19 protein-coding genes and 1 tRNA gene are annotated in these 18,286 nt (G+C 68.9%); 8 read left to right on the forward strand and 12 right to left on the reverse strand.

Translation table 11 applies throughout. The features are described from left to right. Positions 1-43: 43 nt before the first annotated feature. The 3 genes from FZP69_RS05150 to FZP69_RS22380 form a co-directional block, all read right to left on the reverse strand. Positions 44-116 (reverse strand) — tRNA-Thr (locus FZP69_RS05150). Positions 117-172: 56 nt separating this feature from the next. Further along, positions 173-1,249, reverse strand: coding sequence for a class I SAM-dependent methyltransferase (locus FZP69_RS05155; protein WP_152040277.1), 1,077 nt, complete (start codon positions 1,247-1,249; stop codon positions 173-175). 332 nt (positions 1,250-1,581) lie between these two features. Continuing rightward, positions 1,582-2,052, reverse strand: a complete 471-nt coding sequence (locus FZP69_RS22380; RefSeq protein WP_192918475.1) for an HTH domain-containing protein — start codon at positions 2,050-2,052, stop codon at positions 1,582-1,584. A gap of 147 nt (positions 2,053-2,199) precedes the next feature. Here FZP69_RS22380 and FZP69_RS05165 point away from each other — a divergent pair, with 147 nt between their 5' ends. Next, positions 2,200-2,910: a TVP38/TMEM64 family protein gene (locus tag FZP69_RS05165; protein WP_192918476.1), complete on the forward strand. Its 711-nt coding sequence runs from the start codon at positions 2,200-2,202 to the stop codon at positions 2,908-2,910. Between the two features lie 133 nt (positions 2,911-3,043). Here FZP69_RS05165 and FZP69_RS05170 read toward each other — a convergent pair whose 3' ends face one another. Both FZP69_RS05170 and FZP69_RS05175 read right to left on the reverse strand, forming a co-directional pair. Then, positions 3,044-3,484 (reverse strand): pyridoxamine 5'-phosphate oxidase family protein, encoded by a 441-nt coding sequence (locus FZP69_RS05170; protein WP_152040280.1) that lies wholly within the window; start codon positions 3,482-3,484, stop codon positions 3,044-3,046. A 34-nt stretch (positions 3,485-3,518) separates the two neighbouring features. Continuing rightward, complete coding sequence (locus FZP69_RS05175; RefSeq protein WP_152040281.1) at positions 3,519-3,962, reverse strand: universal stress protein; 444 nt, start codon at positions 3,960-3,962, stop codon at positions 3,519-3,521. Between the two features lie 159 nt (positions 3,963-4,121). On the opposite strand from FZP69_RS05175, the gene FZP69_RS05180 reads away from it, so the two are divergent. After that, the gene (locus FZP69_RS05180; protein ID WP_152040282.1) at positions 4,122-4,550 is read left to right on the forward strand and encodes a universal stress protein; all 429 of its coding nucleotides are present in this window, start codon (positions 4,122-4,124) and stop codon (positions 4,548-4,550) included. An 8-nt stretch (positions 4,551-4,558) separates the two neighbouring features. On the opposite strand, the gene FZP69_RS05185 is transcribed toward FZP69_RS05180, so the two are convergent. From FZP69_RS05185 to FZP69_RS05195, 3 genes are all read right to left on the reverse strand, one after another. Further along, positions 4,559-5,212 (reverse strand): potassium channel family protein, encoded by a 654-nt coding sequence (locus tag FZP69_RS05185; protein ID WP_152040283.1) that lies wholly within the window; start codon positions 5,210-5,212, stop codon positions 4,559-4,561. 24 nt (positions 5,213-5,236) lie between these two features. Further along, positions 5,237-6,724, reverse strand: a complete 1,488-nt coding sequence (locus FZP69_RS05190) for an APC family permease (RefSeq protein WP_240137577.1) — start codon at positions 6,722-6,724, stop codon at positions 5,237-5,239. Positions 6,725-7,160: 436 nt separating this feature from the next. Beyond that, complete coding sequence (locus tag FZP69_RS05195; protein ID WP_152040285.1) at positions 7,161-8,324, reverse strand: tubulin/FtsZ family protein; 1,164 nt, start codon at positions 8,322-8,324, stop codon at positions 7,161-7,163. Between the two features lie 30 nt (positions 8,325-8,354). On the opposite strand from FZP69_RS05195, the gene FZP69_RS05200 reads away from it, so the two are divergent. Further along, complete coding sequence (locus FZP69_RS05200; RefSeq protein WP_152040286.1) at positions 8,355-8,708, forward strand: hypothetical protein; 354 nt, start codon at positions 8,355-8,357, stop codon at positions 8,706-8,708. On the opposite strand, the gene FZP69_RS05205 is transcribed toward FZP69_RS05200, so the two are convergent. After that, positions 8,669-10,063 (reverse strand): ATP-binding cassette domain-containing protein, encoded by a 1,395-nt coding sequence (locus FZP69_RS05205; RefSeq protein ID WP_152040287.1) that lies wholly within the window; start codon positions 10,061-10,063, stop codon positions 8,669-8,671. The genes FZP69_RS05200 and FZP69_RS05205 overlap by 40 nt on opposite strands. Beyond that, positions 10,060-11,079: a vitamin B12 ABC transporter permease BtuC gene (gene btuC, locus FZP69_RS05210; protein ID WP_152040288.1), complete on the reverse strand. Its 1,020-nt coding sequence runs from the start codon at positions 11,077-11,079 to the stop codon at positions 10,060-10,062. The genes FZP69_RS05205 and btuC overlap by 4 nt, the downstream gene beginning before the upstream one ends. Positions 11,080-11,284: 205 nt before the next feature. On the opposite strand from btuC, the gene srp19 reads away from it, so the two are divergent. The 3 genes from srp19 to FZP69_RS05225 are packed head-to-tail and all read left to right on the forward strand — an operon-like array spanning position 11,285 to position 12,924. Further along, positions 11,285-11,563 (forward strand): signal recognition particle subunit SRP19, encoded by a 279-nt coding sequence (gene srp19, locus FZP69_RS05215; RefSeq protein ID WP_152040289.1) that lies wholly within the window; start codon positions 11,285-11,287, stop codon positions 11,561-11,563. Positions 11,564-11,582: 19 nt separating this feature from the next. Continuing rightward, positions 11,583-11,807 carry an H/ACA ribonucleoprotein complex subunit GAR1 gene (locus tag FZP69_RS05220; RefSeq protein ID WP_152040290.1) on the forward strand — a complete coding sequence of 75 codons (225 nt, stop codon included), beginning with the start codon at positions 11,583-11,585 and terminating at the stop codon, positions 11,805-11,807. 58 nt (positions 11,808-11,865) lie between these two features. Next, a complete protein-coding gene (locus FZP69_RS05225) occupies positions 11,866-12,924 on the forward strand; it encodes a presenilin family intramembrane aspartyl protease PSH (protein WP_152040291.1) in 1,059 nt (352 codons plus the stop codon). A gap of 230 nt (positions 12,925-13,154) precedes the next feature. Here the strand turns inward: FZP69_RS05225 and FZP69_RS05230 are convergent, their stop codons facing one another. After that, positions 13,155-13,640, reverse strand: a complete 486-nt coding sequence (locus FZP69_RS05230; RefSeq protein WP_152040292.1) for a PUA domain-containing protein — start codon at positions 13,638-13,640, stop codon at positions 13,155-13,157. A gap of 121 nt (positions 13,641-13,761) precedes the next feature. On the opposite strand from FZP69_RS05230, the gene FZP69_RS22385 reads away from it, so the two are divergent. Beyond that, positions 13,762-13,929 carry a hypothetical protein gene (locus FZP69_RS22385; RefSeq protein WP_192918477.1) on the forward strand — a complete coding sequence of 56 codons (168 nt, stop codon included), beginning with the start codon at positions 13,762-13,764 and terminating at the stop codon, positions 13,927-13,929. 181 nt (positions 13,930-14,110) lie between these two features. Here the strand turns inward: FZP69_RS22385 and FZP69_RS05235 are convergent, their stop codons facing one another. Then, the gene (locus tag FZP69_RS05235) at positions 14,111-14,608 is read right to left on the reverse strand and encodes a LabA-like NYN domain-containing protein (protein ID WP_152040293.1); all 498 of its coding nucleotides are present in this window, start codon (positions 14,606-14,608) and stop codon (positions 14,111-14,113) included. A 545-nt stretch (positions 14,609-15,153) separates the two neighbouring features. On the opposite strand from FZP69_RS05235, the gene FZP69_RS05240 reads away from it, so the two are divergent. Beyond that, positions 15,154-18,273: a malectin domain-containing carbohydrate-binding protein gene (locus FZP69_RS05240; RefSeq protein ID WP_192918478.1), complete on the forward strand. Its 3,120-nt coding sequence runs from the start codon at positions 15,154-15,156 to the stop codon at positions 18,271-18,273. The last annotated feature ends 13 nt before the right edge of the window (positions 18,274-18,286 follow it).

Raw genomic sequence — 18,286 nt, forward strand, 5'->3', positions numbered from 1 at the left:
CCCACGGAGTAATGTCTCTATGGGATGTAAACCAAACGTAGGAAGCCGGTGGAGGGATTTGAACCCTCGGCCTATTCCTTACGAAGGAATCGCTCTGCCAGCTGAGCTACACCGGCACGCCGTCGTGCACACGCACCTACCCCCAAGAGGAAAATAAGGCTTCCGAAACGGCCTACTGCGTGCGACGAAGCCGCACGTCGAGACAGACGTTCACCTCGTGAGGCGCGTACGATCGGACGACGTGTTCGGTCTCGACGCTCACCTCGTACGCGGGTTCGGCGGCGGCCCGGATCGCTTCGATCCCGGGGGTGAACGGGTTCTCGTCGTGCTGGATGTCGTAGTAGTGGAGGACGCACTCGTCGCCCGCGAGGGCGACTGCGGTGTCGAGAAACGCGTCGGCGGAGTGGGGGAGGTTCATCACGATCCGGTCGGCCCACCCCGCGTAGTCGGCGGCGACGTCGCGCACGTCGCCGTGGATCGCCGTCACGCGCTCCACGACGCCGTTGCTGCGGGCGTTCTCGCGGAGGTACGCGACCGCGTCGGGGTTGAGGTCAACGCCGACGACCGTCGCGCCGCGGGCAGCCATCGGCACGACGAATGGACCGACACCGGCGAACATGTCGAAGACGCGCTCTCCCTCCCGGACCTGCGAGACGACGCGGTGGCGTTCGGTGGCGAGTCGGGGCGAGAAGTACACCGTGGCGATGTCGAGGGTGAACTCGTGGCCGTATTCGCGGTGGACGGTCTCGGTTCCCTCGCCGACGAGCACGTCCCAGTCGCGCACCCGGAGTTCGCCCTTGATCTTCGAGGCGCGGTTGACCACCGTCTCGACGGGGAGGTCCGACTCGACGATCGCCTCGGCGATCCGCCGCGCACGCGCCGGGTCGTCCTCGTCGAGGATGGCGATATCGCCGAGTCGTTCGAGGCTCGGCTCGAAGCCGAGAAGGTCCGCGGGCGTCACCTGCGTCTCGCGGGCCGGGGCGTCGCGGGCGACGACCGTCACCGTCGGCTCACCGTCGCCGTCGGCGTCGTCGGTGTTCTCGCGCTCACCGTCGTCCTCGCCTTCGCCTTCGCCGTCGTCGTCGGCTCCGAGCACTCTGACGGCGGCCGCGGGGTCCCGGACCGGAACGTAGAGCCACCCCTCCTCGACGACGATCTCGTGGTCGGTGTCGAGGAGGTCGGCCGCCGCGAGTTCGCGGCGCGTCTCCTCGCCGGCTTCGCGGGGGACGCGCACACAGGGAACGCTCATCGTCGTCGACGAGGCCGCAGACGCGAGTAAGGCTGACGTTTCGCGACGACTGGTCCGCGGGCGGACCCACGCCGTGGACGCCCGAACGGGGGCTGTGCTGGCTCGTCAGGGGATCCCGGCCAGAGACGACTCCGAGCGTGACGGAGCGAGGACTCCGAGACCACGAAAACGACACGGAGACGACCACGAACCCGACGACCGGGACCGACTCGCACGGTCGTCGGATCGTCGTCTGAGAAACCGGGACTGCAACGCCACCGAGCGAGCACAGAACGCTACTGAGCGAACGCGGAACGCCACCGGGCCACGGATCGTCGTGTCTCCCGATCGACTCAGACGACGAGCCGCGGACCGGACTCACAGCCGGGCGCGTCGCCTGCGGCGGCGGCTTCGATCCACTCCCTCGGCGTCCACTCGCTGCCGCCTTCGACGCACGGGGCGACCCAGCGGAGCGTCCCGTCGCGCCACACCGCCAGCGCGGTCTGCGGGAGCGACAGCGCCGTGTACTCCGGCCCCATGCGCCCGACGCCGGCGGTCGTCCGTTCGGTGAAGGCCGGTAGCGTGACGCCCTCCCTCGCCGCCCACCGGCGGAACGCGCGGATCCGGCCCCCGATCTCGCGTTCCCTGGCCACCGTCGGTCCGTCGAGTGCGATCTCGTGTGGCCAGCTTCGGACCTCGACGGAGTCGATCACTCCTCGTCGTTCGAGCGCCGCGAGCCGTCGGCGCAGGTCGTCGTGTTCCTCGCCCGCCCCCGCGGGGAGTGTCCGTATCCACAGCTCGACCCGGGGTGGCGTCGTCTGCATAGTCCTCACCGTCTACAGAGACGTCTGCCGGGCGAAAAGAGCCCCCGTGCGCTTCCCGCGGCGCGAGAATCGCTCGGCTACCGGCGAACGCCTCCGTCATTCGACCGATGGCGAACGCCTTTGTCACTCGACGCTGAACGCCAGCGCGTGCGCCGCCTGCCCCGCGTCTTCGACTCCGCCCGCGACCGTCGCCGGGCGCTCGCCCTCCTGGCCGCGTACGTCCTGTTCGCCGCGTTCGTCACGTTCGGCCTCCCGCGTCTGTACCCACCGCTGGCGGACCCCGTGGCGGTCCGGACGGCCATCCGGGCGACGGGGACGCTCGCGCCGGTCGTCTTCCTCGTCGTCCAGGCGCTCCAGGTGCTCGTCGCGCCCGTGCCGGGGCAGGTGCTCGGCTTCGTCGCCGGCTACCTCTTCGGGGTCGTCGCCGGGACGGCACTCAGCGTCGCGGGGGCGACCATCGGGGGCTACGTCGCGTTCGTGCTCTCCCGGCGGTACGGGCGACCGGTCGTCGAGCGCCTCGTCGCCGAGGACGCGCTCGTGCGGTTCGACGACTTCTCGGCCGCCCACGGCGACGTCGCCCTCTTCTTGATCTTTCTCGTCCCCGGGCTCCCGGACGACAGCATCTGCTTCCTCGCGGGCATCAGCGACGTCGACACCCGCTCGTTCCTCCTCGCCTCGGTCGTCGGGCGGCTCCCGGGGTACTTCCTCGTGGCACTCGCCGGTGCGCGACTCGCGCAACGACGGACCGTCGAAACCGTGGTCCTCCTCGTGGCACTCGCGGTCGTCTCGGCGGTCGGCTATCTGGCCCGCGACCGGATCGCCAGCCGGCTGAGCGACGAGCGGTCGGCGGGACCTTGAGCCCGCCGTGGCGACCCATCGGCGGGATCCTGAGTCCGCCGCGGCGAGCCATCGACCCAGGCGGCCTCCGGAGCGCCCCCGGTGACCCCCCTCGTCCCGCCCCTGGACGCAGTGTCGACACACCCCGAGTCGCTCACCCGAACCGGGGCGTCTGCCGACCCGTCACGGACTCCGCGCGCAACTCGAACAGCCGGATCTCGGTGTCGCCGACGTCCTCGTCGAAGACGCGTGCGGGGCCGAACCGCTCGTTGACCGCGGCCGCGTCGTACGCGTCGGAGTCCTCGACGGGACCGACCGGTCCGCGCGCGACGACGCTCCACGAGTCGCCGTTCGTCGCGCCGTACACGACGAAACACGCCTCCGTCGTCGACTCGAGGAACTCAAGTTTCTCGCTGTCGCCGTCGTCGGTCAGGCGGAACAGGAGATTCCCCTGCTGGTAGTACGAGTGGACCGGGACCGCGTACGCCCGGTCTCCGTCGGCGAGCGACAACACCCCGGTCTCGGCCTCGCGGAGGTGGCGCTCGACGTCCGACTCCGCCATCCCGACCGTGTAGACGAATTCGATGTGTTCCACCGTGACACCCGTCTCGGGTAGGTCGGCCAGGTGATTAACCCCTCGCCTCGTCGGGCGTCGACAGCGGCGTCGACAGCACGGGGACGGGCGACTGTCGGACGACGCGTTCCGTGACGCTCCCCAGGTGTCGGACGCGGTCGAATCCGGTACGGCCGTGCGTGCCCATCACGATCAGATCGCTCCCGTAGGCGTCGGCGGCCGCGACGATCTCCTCGTGGGGGACGCCGCGCCGGAGGTGCGGTTCGGCGTCGACGCCGGCCCGCTCGCAGGCGTCCGTGACGGCCCCGAGCGCGGTCTCGGCCTCGGCTTCGAGCCCCTCGACGACGACGTCGTACTCGGCCGCCGCGGGGAACGTCTCGTCGACGACCGCGAGCGCGTCGATCGTCGCACCGCACCGCGTCGCGATCGTGATCGCCTGCTGCACGACGGCCTCGGTGCCGTCGCTGCCGTCCGTGGGGACGAGGAGACGGTCGTACATGCACGGCCGTTTCGCGCGCGTCGTTCAATACTGTTCCGCGACACGGCTGGATCCCCGACTCGACGGTCGGGGTCGTTCCCCCGCTCGCGACGGCGGCGGGCCGACCGCGTCACCGACGCGGCCACAACGGTTAGGATAGTTGCCGCGTTGACAGTGGGTGTGTACGACGCCGTCCTCCTCGCCACGGATGGGAGCACCCCCGCGAGCCGTGCGCTCGACCGGGCGGTGGCCCTCGCCGTCGAGACCGGTGCGACGCTGTACGTGCTCTCGGTCGTCGACACGGCCGATCTGGACCTGTTCTCGGGGGCCGACACCGACACCGTCGACGACCTCTTTCGAGGGGCGGCCCAGAGCGCCGTCTCGGACGCCGGGGCGCGCGCCGAGGCGGCGGGGGTCGACGTCGCCCGCGCGGTTCGCGTCGGCGCCCCACACCGGGAGATCTGCGCGTACGCCGACGAGGTCGGGGCCGACGTGATCGTCGTCGGAACGCACGGCCGGACGGGGCTCTCGCGGGCGTTCCTGGGGAGCGTCGCCGCCCGGGTCGTCCGGACTGCACCGGTGCCCGTCCTCGTCGTCCCGCCGATCTGAGTTGGCCCCTAGCCACGCATCAGGTTCATCACCTCGTCTGCGACGTCGGGTTCGACCGCGACGACGTAGCGCCGTCCGGGGTCGAGCGTCGTGTCGGGACGCGCGATACGCTCGCCGTCGTCGTCGGAGATCACGAGCGTCCCCGAGGGGAACCGGATCTCGCTCAGCGTCTTCCCGGCGGCCGGCGCGCCCTCGGCGACCCGGATCTGCATGATGTCGAGTGAGCCGGTGACGTCGGCGAGCGTCTGGACGTCGCTCCCGAGGATCTCGTTGACCGCGACGCGAGCGCCGGCGCGCTCCGGGAACAGCACCGCGTCGACGAACCGCGTGTACGCGTCGGCGGCGGCACGATCGATACGAGCCACGGTCCGAACGTCGGGCGACATCTCCCTCGCCGCCATACAGACCGCGAGGTTCAGGCCGGTCTCGCCGGTCAGCCCCGCGATCGCGTCCGCGCGCTTGACGTCGGCCTGTTCGAGGATGTCGGGGTTGGCCGCGTCCCCCTCAATGACCGTCGCGAAGTACGCGTCCGCGATCTCGTTACACCGCCGTTCGTCCCGCTCGATGATGATGACGTCGTGTCCCTGGTCGTCGAGTATCTCCGCTGTCTGGAAGCCGACACGGCCGCCGCCCGCGACGATGACGTCGAGTTTCGCTGTCATAGTGTTGTGAGTGTGTTGTGGTGCTCAGTCGTCCTCGTCGGCGGCCGGTCCCGTGTCGGAACCGGCGCCTGTTCGGCCGTCCTCGTCGGCCAGGCTGGTACTCGTCTCGCCGACCGCGCCGGCTTCACCCAGGTCCCCCGCCTCGCCGACCCCGGTGACGCCGGACCCGGGCGACTCCCGGTACCGGTCGAGCGCGACGTACGCGACCACGCCGAGGAGGATCCAGGCGACGCTGAGGACGAGGGCGAGCGGATCGGTCTGGATGAGGAATCGCACGAGGACGCCCGTCAGGACGAGGTTCAAAACGATGCCGAGCACCGGCGGGAGCGGGTAGAACGGCATCTCGTACGGCCGGGTCATGTTCGGTCGCTCCCGGCGGAGCTTGATCACCGCGCCGTTCACCACGACGAACGACAGGAGGAAGAAGAGGCTGGACATGTTGCCGGCGCTCTGCGTGGGCAACACGACGGAGCCGAGCATCACGACGGCGCTGGCGACGATCGCCACGAACGGCGTCCCGAAGCGGTGGTGAATCTGGCCGAAGCCGGGGAGGAGCTGCCCCTCGCGACCCATCGAGAACGCCACGCGCGAGGAGGCGATGACGACCGCGTTCAGCGCGGTGAGCGTCGAGAACACCGCGCCGAACACGATGACAGCGCCCCCGTTCTTGATCACGGGCAGCCCCGTCGGCATGAACTCGGTCGCGGCCTGTGCGATGCCGGCCTCGCCCGCCTCGGCCAGCCCGCCCGCGCCGAGCGTGCCGATGGCGACCGTTACCACGAGGAGGTAGACGATCACGGTCACTGCGAGGCTGACGAAGATCGCCTTCGGGATGTTCTCGCGCGGGTTCTTCACCTCCTCGGTGACGGTGGTGATGAGGTCGTACCCCTCGAACGCGATGAACGTCAGCCCCATCGCCGGCAGGATGGCGAACGCCGTCCGATCGCCGGGGAACAGCGGCTGAAACTCGGCCGTCGAGAACATCGGTGACGCGACGCCGAAGCCGACGAAGATCATCAGGATCGTCACCTTCGTCGCCGTGAAGATCGTCTCGACGCTCCCGCTCGCCGCCGTCGAGACGGCGTTCAGTGCCACGAACAGTGCCACCGCCGAGAACGCGAGACCGACGCTGGCGGGGATGCCCACGTCGATCACGGGCAGGGCGACCGCGCCGACCTGCTCGGGCGGCGGGACGATGCCGTAGACGTGGAGCAGTTCGAGGAAGTTGGGGGCGAAGCCGAGCGCGTACAGCGCGCCGGCGATCATGTACGCGAACCAGAGCATCCACCCCATCAGGAACGACTGGAGGTCGGCGAACACCTCGCGGACGAAGGCGTACCCTCCACCGGACTTGGGAATCGCGGAGGCGAGTTCGGCGTACGACAGCCCGGTAAAGGCCGTGACGACGCCGTTGAGCGCGAAGACGAAGATCGCCGCCGGGCCCGCGATCTCCGCGGCGAGTCCGGTGAGGACGAAGATGCCCGCACCGATCATCGCGCCCATCCCGATCATCGTCGCGTCGAGCAGACCGAGTTCTGCCTCCGGTGTGCGCTCCCCGTGGCTACTCACGACAACCCACCTCACGCGACCGCGTGGGGTGACGACCGATCTCGTCGGCGTCGGTGGCCGTGTCGATTCGTGTTCTCACTGCGTCGGCGCGCCGGTCTCGTGTTCGTCGAGTCGGTACTCCCGGTGTCGGCCGTCCTGTCCGTCGACACGGCCCCATGTCCGAGCGCATTTGATTCCAGCCCCTTTGGTTCTCGGGCCCGATTCCTCCGTTCCCGGAATCGTCCCCCGTGTTCTTGATAGCGGGGGATCGTCGGCGATCGGCCGGACCGTTCCATCCGCGCTGGTCGTTGCGAGCGATCCCGGGCGTCACCCGATCGGCTGGAGTCGTCGCGCGTCAGCCTCAGCCGACCTCACGGGGTCGTCGCCCCCGGGCCCGCCCTCAGAAGAGAGTGTCGAGTTTGCCGTCGGTGTCGAGGAGGTCCGAGAGCCGTTCGGGGCTGGCCGCGTCGCGCTCGCCGAACTCGCGCTGGGCCTCGATGGCGACCGCCTGCAGCTCTTTGATCCGCGGGACCGACGTTACCCCCGACAGGAGAACGACCACGGCGACGTACCCCGAGTCGACCGGGTAGTCGCCGCCGCGGACTTCCATCGTCCCGGTCTCTGATTCGAGCCACTTGCGGCCGTGTTCGATCCCTCGCCGCGAGAGCGCCTCGGGCGGGCCACTCACGACGACGAGCGCGCGTTCGGTCCCCTGGACGAGACAGGGAAGCGTGAGCCGACCGAGCGTCGCCCGACGGACGAGACTCGACACGCGGTTGACCACGTTCGAGTCGTCGACGACCGCCTCCTGCTTGCCGCGGAACCGCGAGAGCAACCCGCCACGCTCGCGGTCGATCGGGGCGGCCGCGTAGCCCACGGTGGAGACGCCGCCGGACGCGAGGGTGTTGATGATCTCCGAGGAGTCGACGACGCTCTCGGCGACCTGTCCGTCCGTGATCTCGCCGGCCGAAAAGAGGACGCCGAGACGGCGCGCGAGCTCCTCGTTGAGTTCGGCGTACCCCTGCTTGACCGACTCGCCGGTCTTGCGCCAGGCGTCGTTGTCGAAGACGATGAGGTTGTCCACCTCGCGAACGAAGGTCTGGAACGACCGCGCGGCGTTCAGCGTGTAGATCCCGCCCTCGTCGCGTCCGGGGAGGAGGCCGAGTCCGTACACCGGCTCCGTGTACAGCCGCTTCAGTTCGTGGGCGAGCACCGGCGCGCCACCCGAGCCGGTGCCGCCGCCCAGCCCGGCGACCACGAGGAACGCGTCCACCTCGTGTGTCGGCGTGTCGTCGAGCGCGCCGAGCACCTCGTCGATGTCCTCGGCCATCACCTCCGCGCCGAGCTCGTTGTCCGCGCCGACCCCGTGACCCTTCACGCGCGCCTGTCCGACGAGGACGCGGTTCGCGGTCGGGATCGTCTCGAGCCCGAGGAGGTCGGCGCGGGCCGTGTTCACCGCGAGTGCTCCCACGACGAACTGGCCCTTCGTCTCCCTGTCGTAGCGCACGAGCGCCTCCACCACTTTGCCGCCGGCCTGGCCGACGCCGATGAGTACGAGTTTCATGCTGATAATGTCGAATGAAATATGGGTCGCGTGGTATTGAACACAGCGGTGGGGGAGTTTAGATACGACCGCTCCCTACCGGCGGACGTGACCGACCCGTTCCCCCCACCGTCACCCGGTCCGTCGCGCGAGCGGCTCGCCGTCAGACTCGGCTGTACGGCGGTCGCCGCCGGTGTCTCCGTCGTCGTCTTCCGCGACGTCGTGACGGAGGCGCTTCCGCTCCTGTGGCCGCCGACCGATCCCGTCTCGCGGTGGGTCGGGCTGGTGACCGTCCTCGCCGTCTCGTTTCTCGTGTTGCCGGGCGTCGTCGGGACGCTCGTCGCCGATCGTCTCTACGACGCCGTTCAGGACTCTCCGGACGAGGCCGTCGAGGGGCGCGACTGACTCCGCCCGCGGTCGTCCCCGATCGACTCCTCGCCGGTCGTCGTCGATCCTTCGCCGTTCGTCGTCGACACCTCGTTGCCCGTCGCCGGTTCGGTCTCGTCCCCGTCGGTGGTGCTGTCGATCGGGTTCGACGGACCGACGGCGGTCTCGATCGCTCCGAGCACGTCCTGTCTGTCGACGGATGTTCCCCGCTCGCGGAGCCGATCGTACGCGTCTTCGCCTCGCTCGCCGGCGAAGTTGCGCGCTGCGAACGGCCGGCGTTCGACGAGGACGATCTCGTCTGCCGCCGCCGCGGCCTCGAGGTTCGGGAGGTTGCCGTCGCCGACCTCGACGTCGGCGACGACCACGGCGTCGGCAGCCGCCACGCGCGAGTCGACCTCGCGTCTCGCCGCCTCGTCGACGCCCGCGTACGGCGGGACCGTCACGACGTCGAGCCCGAGGTGGCGGGCGGTCTCGGTGTCCGTGTCGCCCTCGTTGAGCGCGCCCACCGTGACGGTGTAGCCCGCCGCCGACAGGAGGTAGAGGACGCGTGCGGCGCTCCCGCCGCCGCCGACGACGTGGATCCGCCCCGCCGACCCGCCGCTCGGTTCGGGCAGCGCCGTGACGTACACCGAGCCCGTCACGGGGTGGCGGGAGACGACGGCGTTGGCCTCGAACGCCTCGCGCAGCCGTGGTTCGGTCAACACCTCCCTCGGCGGTCCCGACGCGAGTACCTCGCGCCCGGCGAGCAACACCAGTCGGTCGCAGTAGTGCGCCGCGAGGTTCAGGTCGTGGATGGCCGCGACGGCGGTCTTCCCCTCCCCGACGAGTTCCCGGACGAGTTCGAGCGTCCGGACCTGGTGGTTGATGTCGAGGCTCGCCGTCGGTTCGTCGAGGAGGACGACCGGTGTCTCTTGGGCGAGCGCACGGGCGATGAGTACCCGCTGCCGCTCACCGCCCGAGATCTCGGTGACGCCCCTGTCCGCGAGGCCGACGACGTCGGTCCGCTCCATCGCTCGGTCGACCGCCGCCCTGTCTTCGGGTCGCCACGTGCCGAACCGTGATCGGTGCGGAGTCCGGCCCATCTCGATCGCCTCTCGAACGGAAAAGTCGAACGACAGCGACGTCGTCTGCGGGACCGTCGCGACGAGTCGACTCGCCGCCCGCGAGGAGAGGTCGTGGACGTTCTCGCCGGCGACGCACACGCGCCCCCGGGCGGGCGAGAGCGCTCCGTTGATCGTCCGCAAGAGCGTGGTCTTGCCCGCGCCGTTCGGGCCGACGAGACCGACGAACTCCCCTGCCGAGACGGTCGTCGATACCCCGTCGAGCACGTGGTCGCCGCCCAGCGTGACCACGAGCTCCTCGACCGAGATCACAGCCGGCGCACCTCCCGCGAGCGGAGGAGGTAGACGAAGAAGGGCGCGCCGACCGCGGCGGTGACGATCCCCACCGGGAGTTCGGCGGGTCCCGACCGCGCGACGGTGTCGGTGACGACGAGAAAGGCCGCGCCACCGAGCGCCGACGCGGGGAGCAACACGCGGTGGTCGGGGCCGACGACGAGCCGCATCATATGTGGCACTACGAGCCCGACGAAGCCGATGACGCCCGAGACGGCGACGGCGGCCGCCGTGACGAGGCTGGCGAGCGCGAGCAGGAGTCGCTTGGTACGCTCGACCTCGATGCCGAGCGAGTGGGCGTCCTCCTCGCCGAGCAACAGGACGTTGAGGTCTCTGGTGTACACGAGCAACACGACGAAGACCGGCGGGAGGACGACGAGCGTGGCCCGCACGTCGCCCCACGAGGCGTCGTGGAGGTGGCCCATGAGCCAGAAGACGGCGCGGTTGAGGCTCTCGCCCGTCTGGAGGAGGAGAAACGAGACCACCGCTCCCAGGAAGGTCTGGACGGCCAGCCCCGCCAGCAGGAGCGTCGCCACGGGCGTTCGGCCGTTCTCGGTGGCGACGAGGTAGACGGTGAAGGCGGCGACGACCGCGCCGACGAACGCCGCCGCCTGCAGGCCGATGCCGAACGGGAGCGCGGGCAGGGCGATCGAGGCGACCGCGCCGACCGCGGCACCGGAGGAGACGCCGACGATCGAGGGATCGGCCATCGGGTTGCGAAAGAAGCCCTGCATGACGACGCCGGCGGTCGCGAGGGCGAAGCCGACGACGGCGGCGAGCGTGATCCGGGGCATCCGCACGCGCTGGACGATGACCGTGGCCTCCTGCGGCACGTCGAACGCGACCCCTGGCAGAGCGTCGAGGACGATCCGCGCGACCGTGGTCGGCGGAATGCTGACGGGGCCGACCCCGGCGCTCGCGACCATGGCGACCGCACAGACCGCGGCGAGCCCGACCGACCAGCCCACGGCTCGGACGCGCACGTCCCGGGCCATCTCGAATACAACCGCAGTTTCAATACGTAAATACGTGTTGTACTCGGGATGCACCGACGGCGACCGCCGATGTCCTCGACTACGCCCGACTGCGAGACGCGATCCCGAGTGTGTCTCACGGCTCTCGAGCCCAACTCGACGGCGTCACCGGAGACGGACACGCCCAGACCACAACCGTATTACGGCGTCGTCTCCCTCGTCGGGTATGGTCGAGAACGTCATCTGGCCCGCGTACTTCGACGCCGCCCTCACCCGCTCCGAGGGGCGCCGGGTCGCCCTGGACCAGGCGGTCGAAGAGCCGACCGTCGACGAGCTCGCGAAAGCCGTCCAGCAGGTCGGCTACGACGCGGTCATCGAACGCGACAAGACCTACTCCCGGGAGTACGAACAGCGCGGTCGAGTGCTCGTCCAGGGGGCCGACGACGCCTCGAAGAACGACCTCGTGCAGGCCGTCGCCGCCTACGTCACCATCCTCCGCGACTGATGTCGGGGGAGGACCGTCGATGAAGCGCGTCGGCACCGTCTCCCGGATCGCACAGGGGGTCGCCATCGTCCGACTCGACGACGACCCTCCCGAGATCGGAACGCCCGTCGTCGACGACTCGCTGTCGCGGGTCGGCCGCGTCGTCGACGTGTTCGGCCCGGTCGACCGGCCGTACGTGGCGGTCTCGCCGTCGAGCGGCGTCACTCTCGCGTCGCTCGTCGGCTCGAAGCTGTACGCGCGCTGATGTGTGTCGGGAACGGGGAACGAAAAACGCCAAACCCCTGCCCCCGAAACGCGGAGGCATGAAGCCTCGCGTCTACGGCGGCATCGCGTTCGCCGCCCTCCTCTTTCTCCTCGTCCAGCTGGGTGCACTGGCGCTCGTCCCGACGTTCTACGCCGAGGGGTACCAGCAGGTAGAGGATCCGACCGACCCCGCGAACAGCCTCCTGTACATCGGCGCGATCCTCGTCGCGACGGCGTTGATGCTCGCCGCGTTCAAGTACGACTTCGACTGGGCCGTCCGCGGCGTCGTCGTCTTCACCTCCGGTCTCCTGTCGTGGTACGTCTTCGCCGTCCTCGTTCCCGGCGTGGCCGCGCTCGTACTCGCGGCCGGCGTCGCGGTCGCGCTCCTCGTCCACCCCGAGTGGTACGTCATCGACACCGCTGGAGTGTTGATGGGTGCGGGTGCCGCGGCCCTCTTCGGGATCAGCTTCGGGGTGCTCCCCGCGATCGTCTTGCTCTCTGTGCTCGCCGTCTACGACGCCATCTCGGTGTACGGGACGCGGCACATGCTCGACCTCGCCGAGGGCGTGATGGACCTCCGCATCCCCGTCGTGCTCGTGATCCCCACCAGCCTCTCGTACTCGCTCCTCGACACCGACTTCTCCGGTGCGAACGAGGTCCACAGCGCCGATGGGGACGAGGAGACGGCGGCCGACGGAGCGACAGCCGATGGCGGGGACCACGACGAGGACGACGTCGCCGACGAGCTGGCGAACGGCGAGGGGAACGGCTCCGACACCGACACGGACCCGGCGGCCGACGACGAGTCGGTCCGCGACGCCTTCTTCATCGGTCTCGGCGACGCCGTCATGCCGACCGTGATGGTCGCCAGCGCGGCGTTCTTCTCGCCGGCCGCGTCGCTCGGCATCGCCTCGCTCTCGGCGCTGAACGTCCCTGCACTGACGGCGATGATCGGCACGCTCCTCGGTTTCTTCGTGCTGATGTGGGCCGTGACGAAGGGCCGCGCCCACGCGGGGCTCCCCCTGCTCAACGGCGGTGCCATCGGCGGCTACCTCCTCGGCTCGGTGATTGCGGGCGTCCCGCTCGTCGAAGCGTTCGGCCTCGCGTCGTACCTGTAGGCCGCCGGCGATGCATGAGCGGTCGGCGTCCAGCGACCGTCTGCGAACAGGCGGCACGCTCGTGGCGACGTCGGTTTCGACCCCGGGGCGGCGTGCCACACGACCGCGAACACCCCGTGGCAGCTCTCACACGCTCACACGGTGGGCGTGGCCGCGGCATCGTACATGAACGTTCGGCGTGCCACCGGACGACAGTGGCCGAGTGAGGCAACGGCGACCCCAGCGACGCGTTACGTCTCCGGCTCCGGCTGCCCCGACCGCACCTTCACCGCCATCCCCGTCTCGAAATCCCGCATCGCCGCGGCGGAGAGCTCCGCTCGGCCGACCGCGAGCAGCGTGTCCGACGGGGTCACGACGACGACCTCGTCACCCGGACGGACGGCGGGATCGACGTCCCGCACGAACTTCGCGAAGGCGTTCTTGCCGTCGCGGACGAACGGTTCGGACTCGTCGCCGACGACGACGCGGTACGCCGGTTCGTCGAGCGCGGCGAGCAGACGCCGCCCCCCCTCGACCCCGAGGGTGAACCGCCCGTCGACGGCGTACGTGACCAGTCGACCGGCGTCGGCGTGAACCTGGCTGGGACGCCCACTCGAGGTCCGATCGATCCGGAGGGTCTCGGCCGGGGGGAACAGCCCAGCTCCCGCGCCGCGCCCGAACTGGTAGTCGGCGACCGTCCGCAACTGGCGCAGGTCGCGCTCGTCCGCGTCGCTCATGACCGATCCTCCCCGTGGTGTGGACAAAACCCTTCGGCTTCCGGTCTCCCCGCTGTGATCACTGCTGACACGGGCGGTCGAGACAGCAACTCATATACCCGTGAATTACTGAGAGGCGGTCATGAACGTCAGACTCGCGCTCGCCGGCGTCTGTCTCCTCCTGGCGAGTAGCGGCCTGTTCGCCGCGAGCAACGCCCCGAACGGCGTCCCGCTCGTCCTCGCTCTCGCTGCCGTCTGCGGTGCCACCGTCGCACTCGCCCGCTTCGGCACCCGCCGTGGCGCCGCGTAGACCGTCATCGCCGTGGGCTACTTCGTCCCCTCTTGATCGCTACCACGACAGTGTCGTGACTCCGGTGAACAGAGTGGTCAGAAACGCTACTGACGGCTCACGCTACGCCGCGTTTCGTCGTCCCGGAGCCGTCAACGGGCCGAGCGGATCGGGTGGTCCGGGGCTCGGATCCCGGAGCGGTTCACAGCAGGAACGTCTCCTGGCGCTCGGAGAGGTCGAGGAAGGCGTCCGCCGCCTCGACGAGTTCGTCGGCCGTCGACTCCGAGAACGCCATCACCTCCACCCGGACGCCCTCGTGGCGGAGGTGCGAACAGAGCCGCGAGAAGTCGCCGTCGCCGGTACAGAGCACCACGCTGTCGACGTGTGAGGCGAGGGTCACGGCGTCGAGGCTCATCCCGACGTCCCAGTCGGCCTTCTTCGACCCGTCGCCGAACGTCTTGATGTCCTTGATCTTCGTCTCGAAGCCGATGTCGACCAGCGCGTCGAAGAAGCGCTCCTCGTCGGGCGAGTCCGCCCGGATGACGTAGGCGATGGCACGGACCAGTTCGCGGCCGGAGACGCTCTTCTCAAGGAGCGCGGAGTAGTCGATGTTCCGCGAGTAGAGGCTGTGTGCGGAGTGATAGAGGTTCTGCGCGTCGACCAGCACGGCGACCCGCTGGTGAGGGTGGATCTCGGTCATTGACGAACGACGCAGGCCCACGGACTAACGGTTGTCGGTCCGGCGAGACGTGTGTCTTCGAGAGGATTTCACCCGTCGGCGTCGTCGCGCGTGCTGTGGCCGGTTCACGGACCTCGCCGGACGTGCCTCACGCGCGCTGTCAACCGTCCCCGTCGGAGGCTCGGTTCCGTGAACGTCCAGTGCCGTGTCCGGTCTTCCGGAGCAGGACTCCACCAGTGAAGGGTGGCAGTGTCGTACGTCGTGAGTGGGGAGTTCGGAGCAGCGGACGACGGCGAACCGTGCTGTTCGCTCAGTCCAACAGCATCAAAGCGACGCCACGGGGAGTTCCACGGGCGGATTCCAGTCGAGGAGTTCACTCGAGCAACAACTTTATGACCAATTGGTGTACAACACTGTACTCGTAGATGATCAGTACATCAAAAAAACATATGGATCGATAAATTTCACTGGATATGAATACGCTCGATCTAACACGAATAACGGCCCGGTCGAGGGGCGTGCAACTGGTCGCGGCCGTCTGTTCTCTGCTCGTGGTGACAAGTCTCATGACCGTGGGCGTCGGACTCTCGAGCGCCCAGACCGACGAGTCTCCTGTCGTGTTCGCGGTCAACGCGGGCGGACCGGCGTACACTGCGAGCGATGGGACCGTCTACCAGGCCGACACGAACTTCGACGGTGGGGCGAGTTTCCAGACCGGTTCGGCCGGGACGCCGTCGGATCCCGAAATCGAGAGCACGACCGACGACCTCCTGTATCAGTCCGAACGGTACGGGACCTCGTTCGGGTACGACGTGTCGGTACCGGACGGGACGTACGAGGTGACGGTACAGTTCGCCGAGATCTATCAGGGTGTTTCCTCGAACGACGTGCCGGACTCGTCGGGTCCGACCGACGGGACCAACGAGAACGACCGGGTGTTCGACGCGTCGATCGAGGGGACGACGGTGCTCGACGGCTACGACATCTTCGCCGAGGTCGGCCCGCTCACCGCGACCCAGAAGACGTACACGGTCGAGGTCACCGACGGGACGCTGAACCTCGACTTCGACGCGGTCAACAACAACGCCAAGATCAGTGCTATCAAAGTCTCGAGCGCCCAGACCGACGAGTCTCCCGTCGTGTTCGCGGTCAACACGGGCGGACCGGCGTACGCTTCGAGCGATGGGACCGTCTACCAGGCCGACACGAACTTCGACGGCGGGACGGTTTTCCGGACCGGTTCGGCCGGGACGCCGTCGGACCCCGAAATCGAGAGCACGACCGACGACCTCCTGTATCAGTCCGAACGGTACGGGACCTCGTTCGGGTATGACGTGTCGGTACCGGACGGGACGTACGAGGTGACGGTACAGTTCGCCGAGATCTATCAGGATGTTTCCTCGAACGACGTGCCGGACTCGTCGGGTCCGACCGACGGGACCAACGAGAACGACCGGGTGTTCGACGTCTCGATCGAGGGGACGACGGTGCTCGACGGCTACGACATCTTCGCCGAGGTCGGCCCGCTCACCGCGACCCAGAAGACGTACACGGTCGAGGTCACCGACGGGACGCTGAACCTCGACTTCGACGCGGTCAACAACAACGCCAAGATCAGCGCTATCAAAGTGACCACAGTCGACGGTGACCCCGTCGGTGACTCGCCGACCTCCGACGCGATCTACCGGGTGAACGCCGGCGGCAGCCAGCTTTCGGCTGCGGACGGCGGTGGCGACTGGCTCGCCGACACCGCCTCCGATCCCGCCGCCGACACGAACGCCGGCGCCGCGAACAGCAAGGCGTACTCGACGTCGGACGACATCCCGACCACGGGATCGGTTCCCGCGACGACACCCTCCGAGGTGTTCGAGACCGAGCGCTACGATCCGGGCTCGGGCGACGAGATGTCGTGGAATATCCCGGACGTCACGGGTGGCGAGACGTACGAAGTGCGGCTGTACTTCGCCGAGATCTACCACACCTCGGACGGCCAGCGGGTGTTCGACGTCTCCATCGAGGGGACGACCGTGCTCGACGACTACGACATCCACGCCGACGTCGGCCACGACACCGGCACCGTCAAAACGTTCACCGTCGAATCCAGCGCGGAACTCGACATCGACTTCACCCGCGAGACGGGCAACCCGAAGGTCGCCGCGATCGAGGTCGTCCCCGTCGACGGGACGGGCAACACCGCGCCGACGATCGACGCGATCGCGGATCGGACCGTGGTCGAGGGTGATTCGATCGACGTCTCGGTGAGCGCGTCGGACGCCGACGGCGACAGCCTGTCACTGTCGCTCGGGCAGGCGCCCGGCTTCGTCTCGCTGACCGACGACGGCGACGGAACCGGCACGGTCAGTGTCGACACGGCGGCGGGCGACGCCGGTACCTACACCGTGGACGTGGTGGCCGACGACGGAACCGCCACGACGACCGAGAGCTTCACCGTGACCGTCGACGACGGGACGAACACCGCGCCGACGATCGACGCCATCTCGGATCGGACCGTGGCCGAGGGTGATTCGATCGACGTCTCGGTGAGCGCGTCGGACGCCGACGGCGACGGCCTGTCGCTGTCGCTCGGGCAGGCGCCCGGCTTCGTCTCGCTGACCGACGACGGCGATGGGACGGGGACGGCGACGATCGAGCCACAGACGGGTGACGCCGGCACCTACACCGTGGACGTGGTGGCCGACGACGGGACCGACACGACGACCGAGAGCTTCACCGTGACCGTTGAATCGGACTCGACCTCCGGCGAGGTGACGATCGCGGTCAACGAGAACGGCGGGATCGACACGTCGACGTACAGAACTGGCTCGTTCGAGATCAGCAACACGGGTGACGAACCGATCGAGTCGATCACGATCGATCTGCGGTCGTCGATCCTGCCCGATCTAGTGTTCGATCCGGAGGGGACGGCCGGCGACGACGCGGCCAAGGGCTTCGTGCTCGACGAGGACAACACTGGTGGCACCGTCCAGTCGAGTTTCTCGAACCCGCACAACGGCGTCGACGGTTCTGACGGCTACGACACGCTGACGATCACTTTCGGCTCGTTCCAGCCGGGCGAGTCGATCGCGTTCTCGGCGGACAACGATCCCACGAGTATCAAGGGCGCGGGGAGCGGCCAGCAGACGGAGGCCGGTCCCGTCTCCGGGCTGGAGCTCACGGGATCGACGGTGACGACCGAGTTCGGCGACGGTGCGACGGTGGAGACGTCGCTGTTCAGCGACGGGAGCAACGGCGGGTCGCAGGCGGTCGGTGACGGGGAGGTGGCGGCCGCCCCGACGATCGGCGTGGACGGCGTGTCGCTGTCGTCGACGACGCTCTCGTCGGATCACACCGCCGCGACGGTGACCGACGCCAGCCAGACCGTGACCGTCACGGGCGAGCCCGGGAGCACGGTCACGCTGCTCCGGGTCGAGGCCGAACTCAACCTCGAGGACGTCCCCACGTACGACGGCACTCCCGGCTACGAGATCGAGGAGTACGAGGGCAACACGGCGATCCAGGTCGAGGAGTACACCGTGACGATCGGGAGTGACGGCACCGCGAGCGTCCCCGTCACCCTAACCGACTCCACGTCGGTCGGCGGCTACAACTACTTCATCGCCGTCACCGACGACGGGGAGGGAGAGACCGGCACCACCTCGAACACGGTCGTCCTCAAGTACGAATAGCACACGAACAACA

It is taken from the genome of Salinigranum salinum (assembly GCF_009176545.1).
Classification (GTDB): domain Archaea; phylum Halobacteriota; class Halobacteria; order Halobacteriales; family Haloferacaceae; genus Salinigranum; species Salinigranum salinum.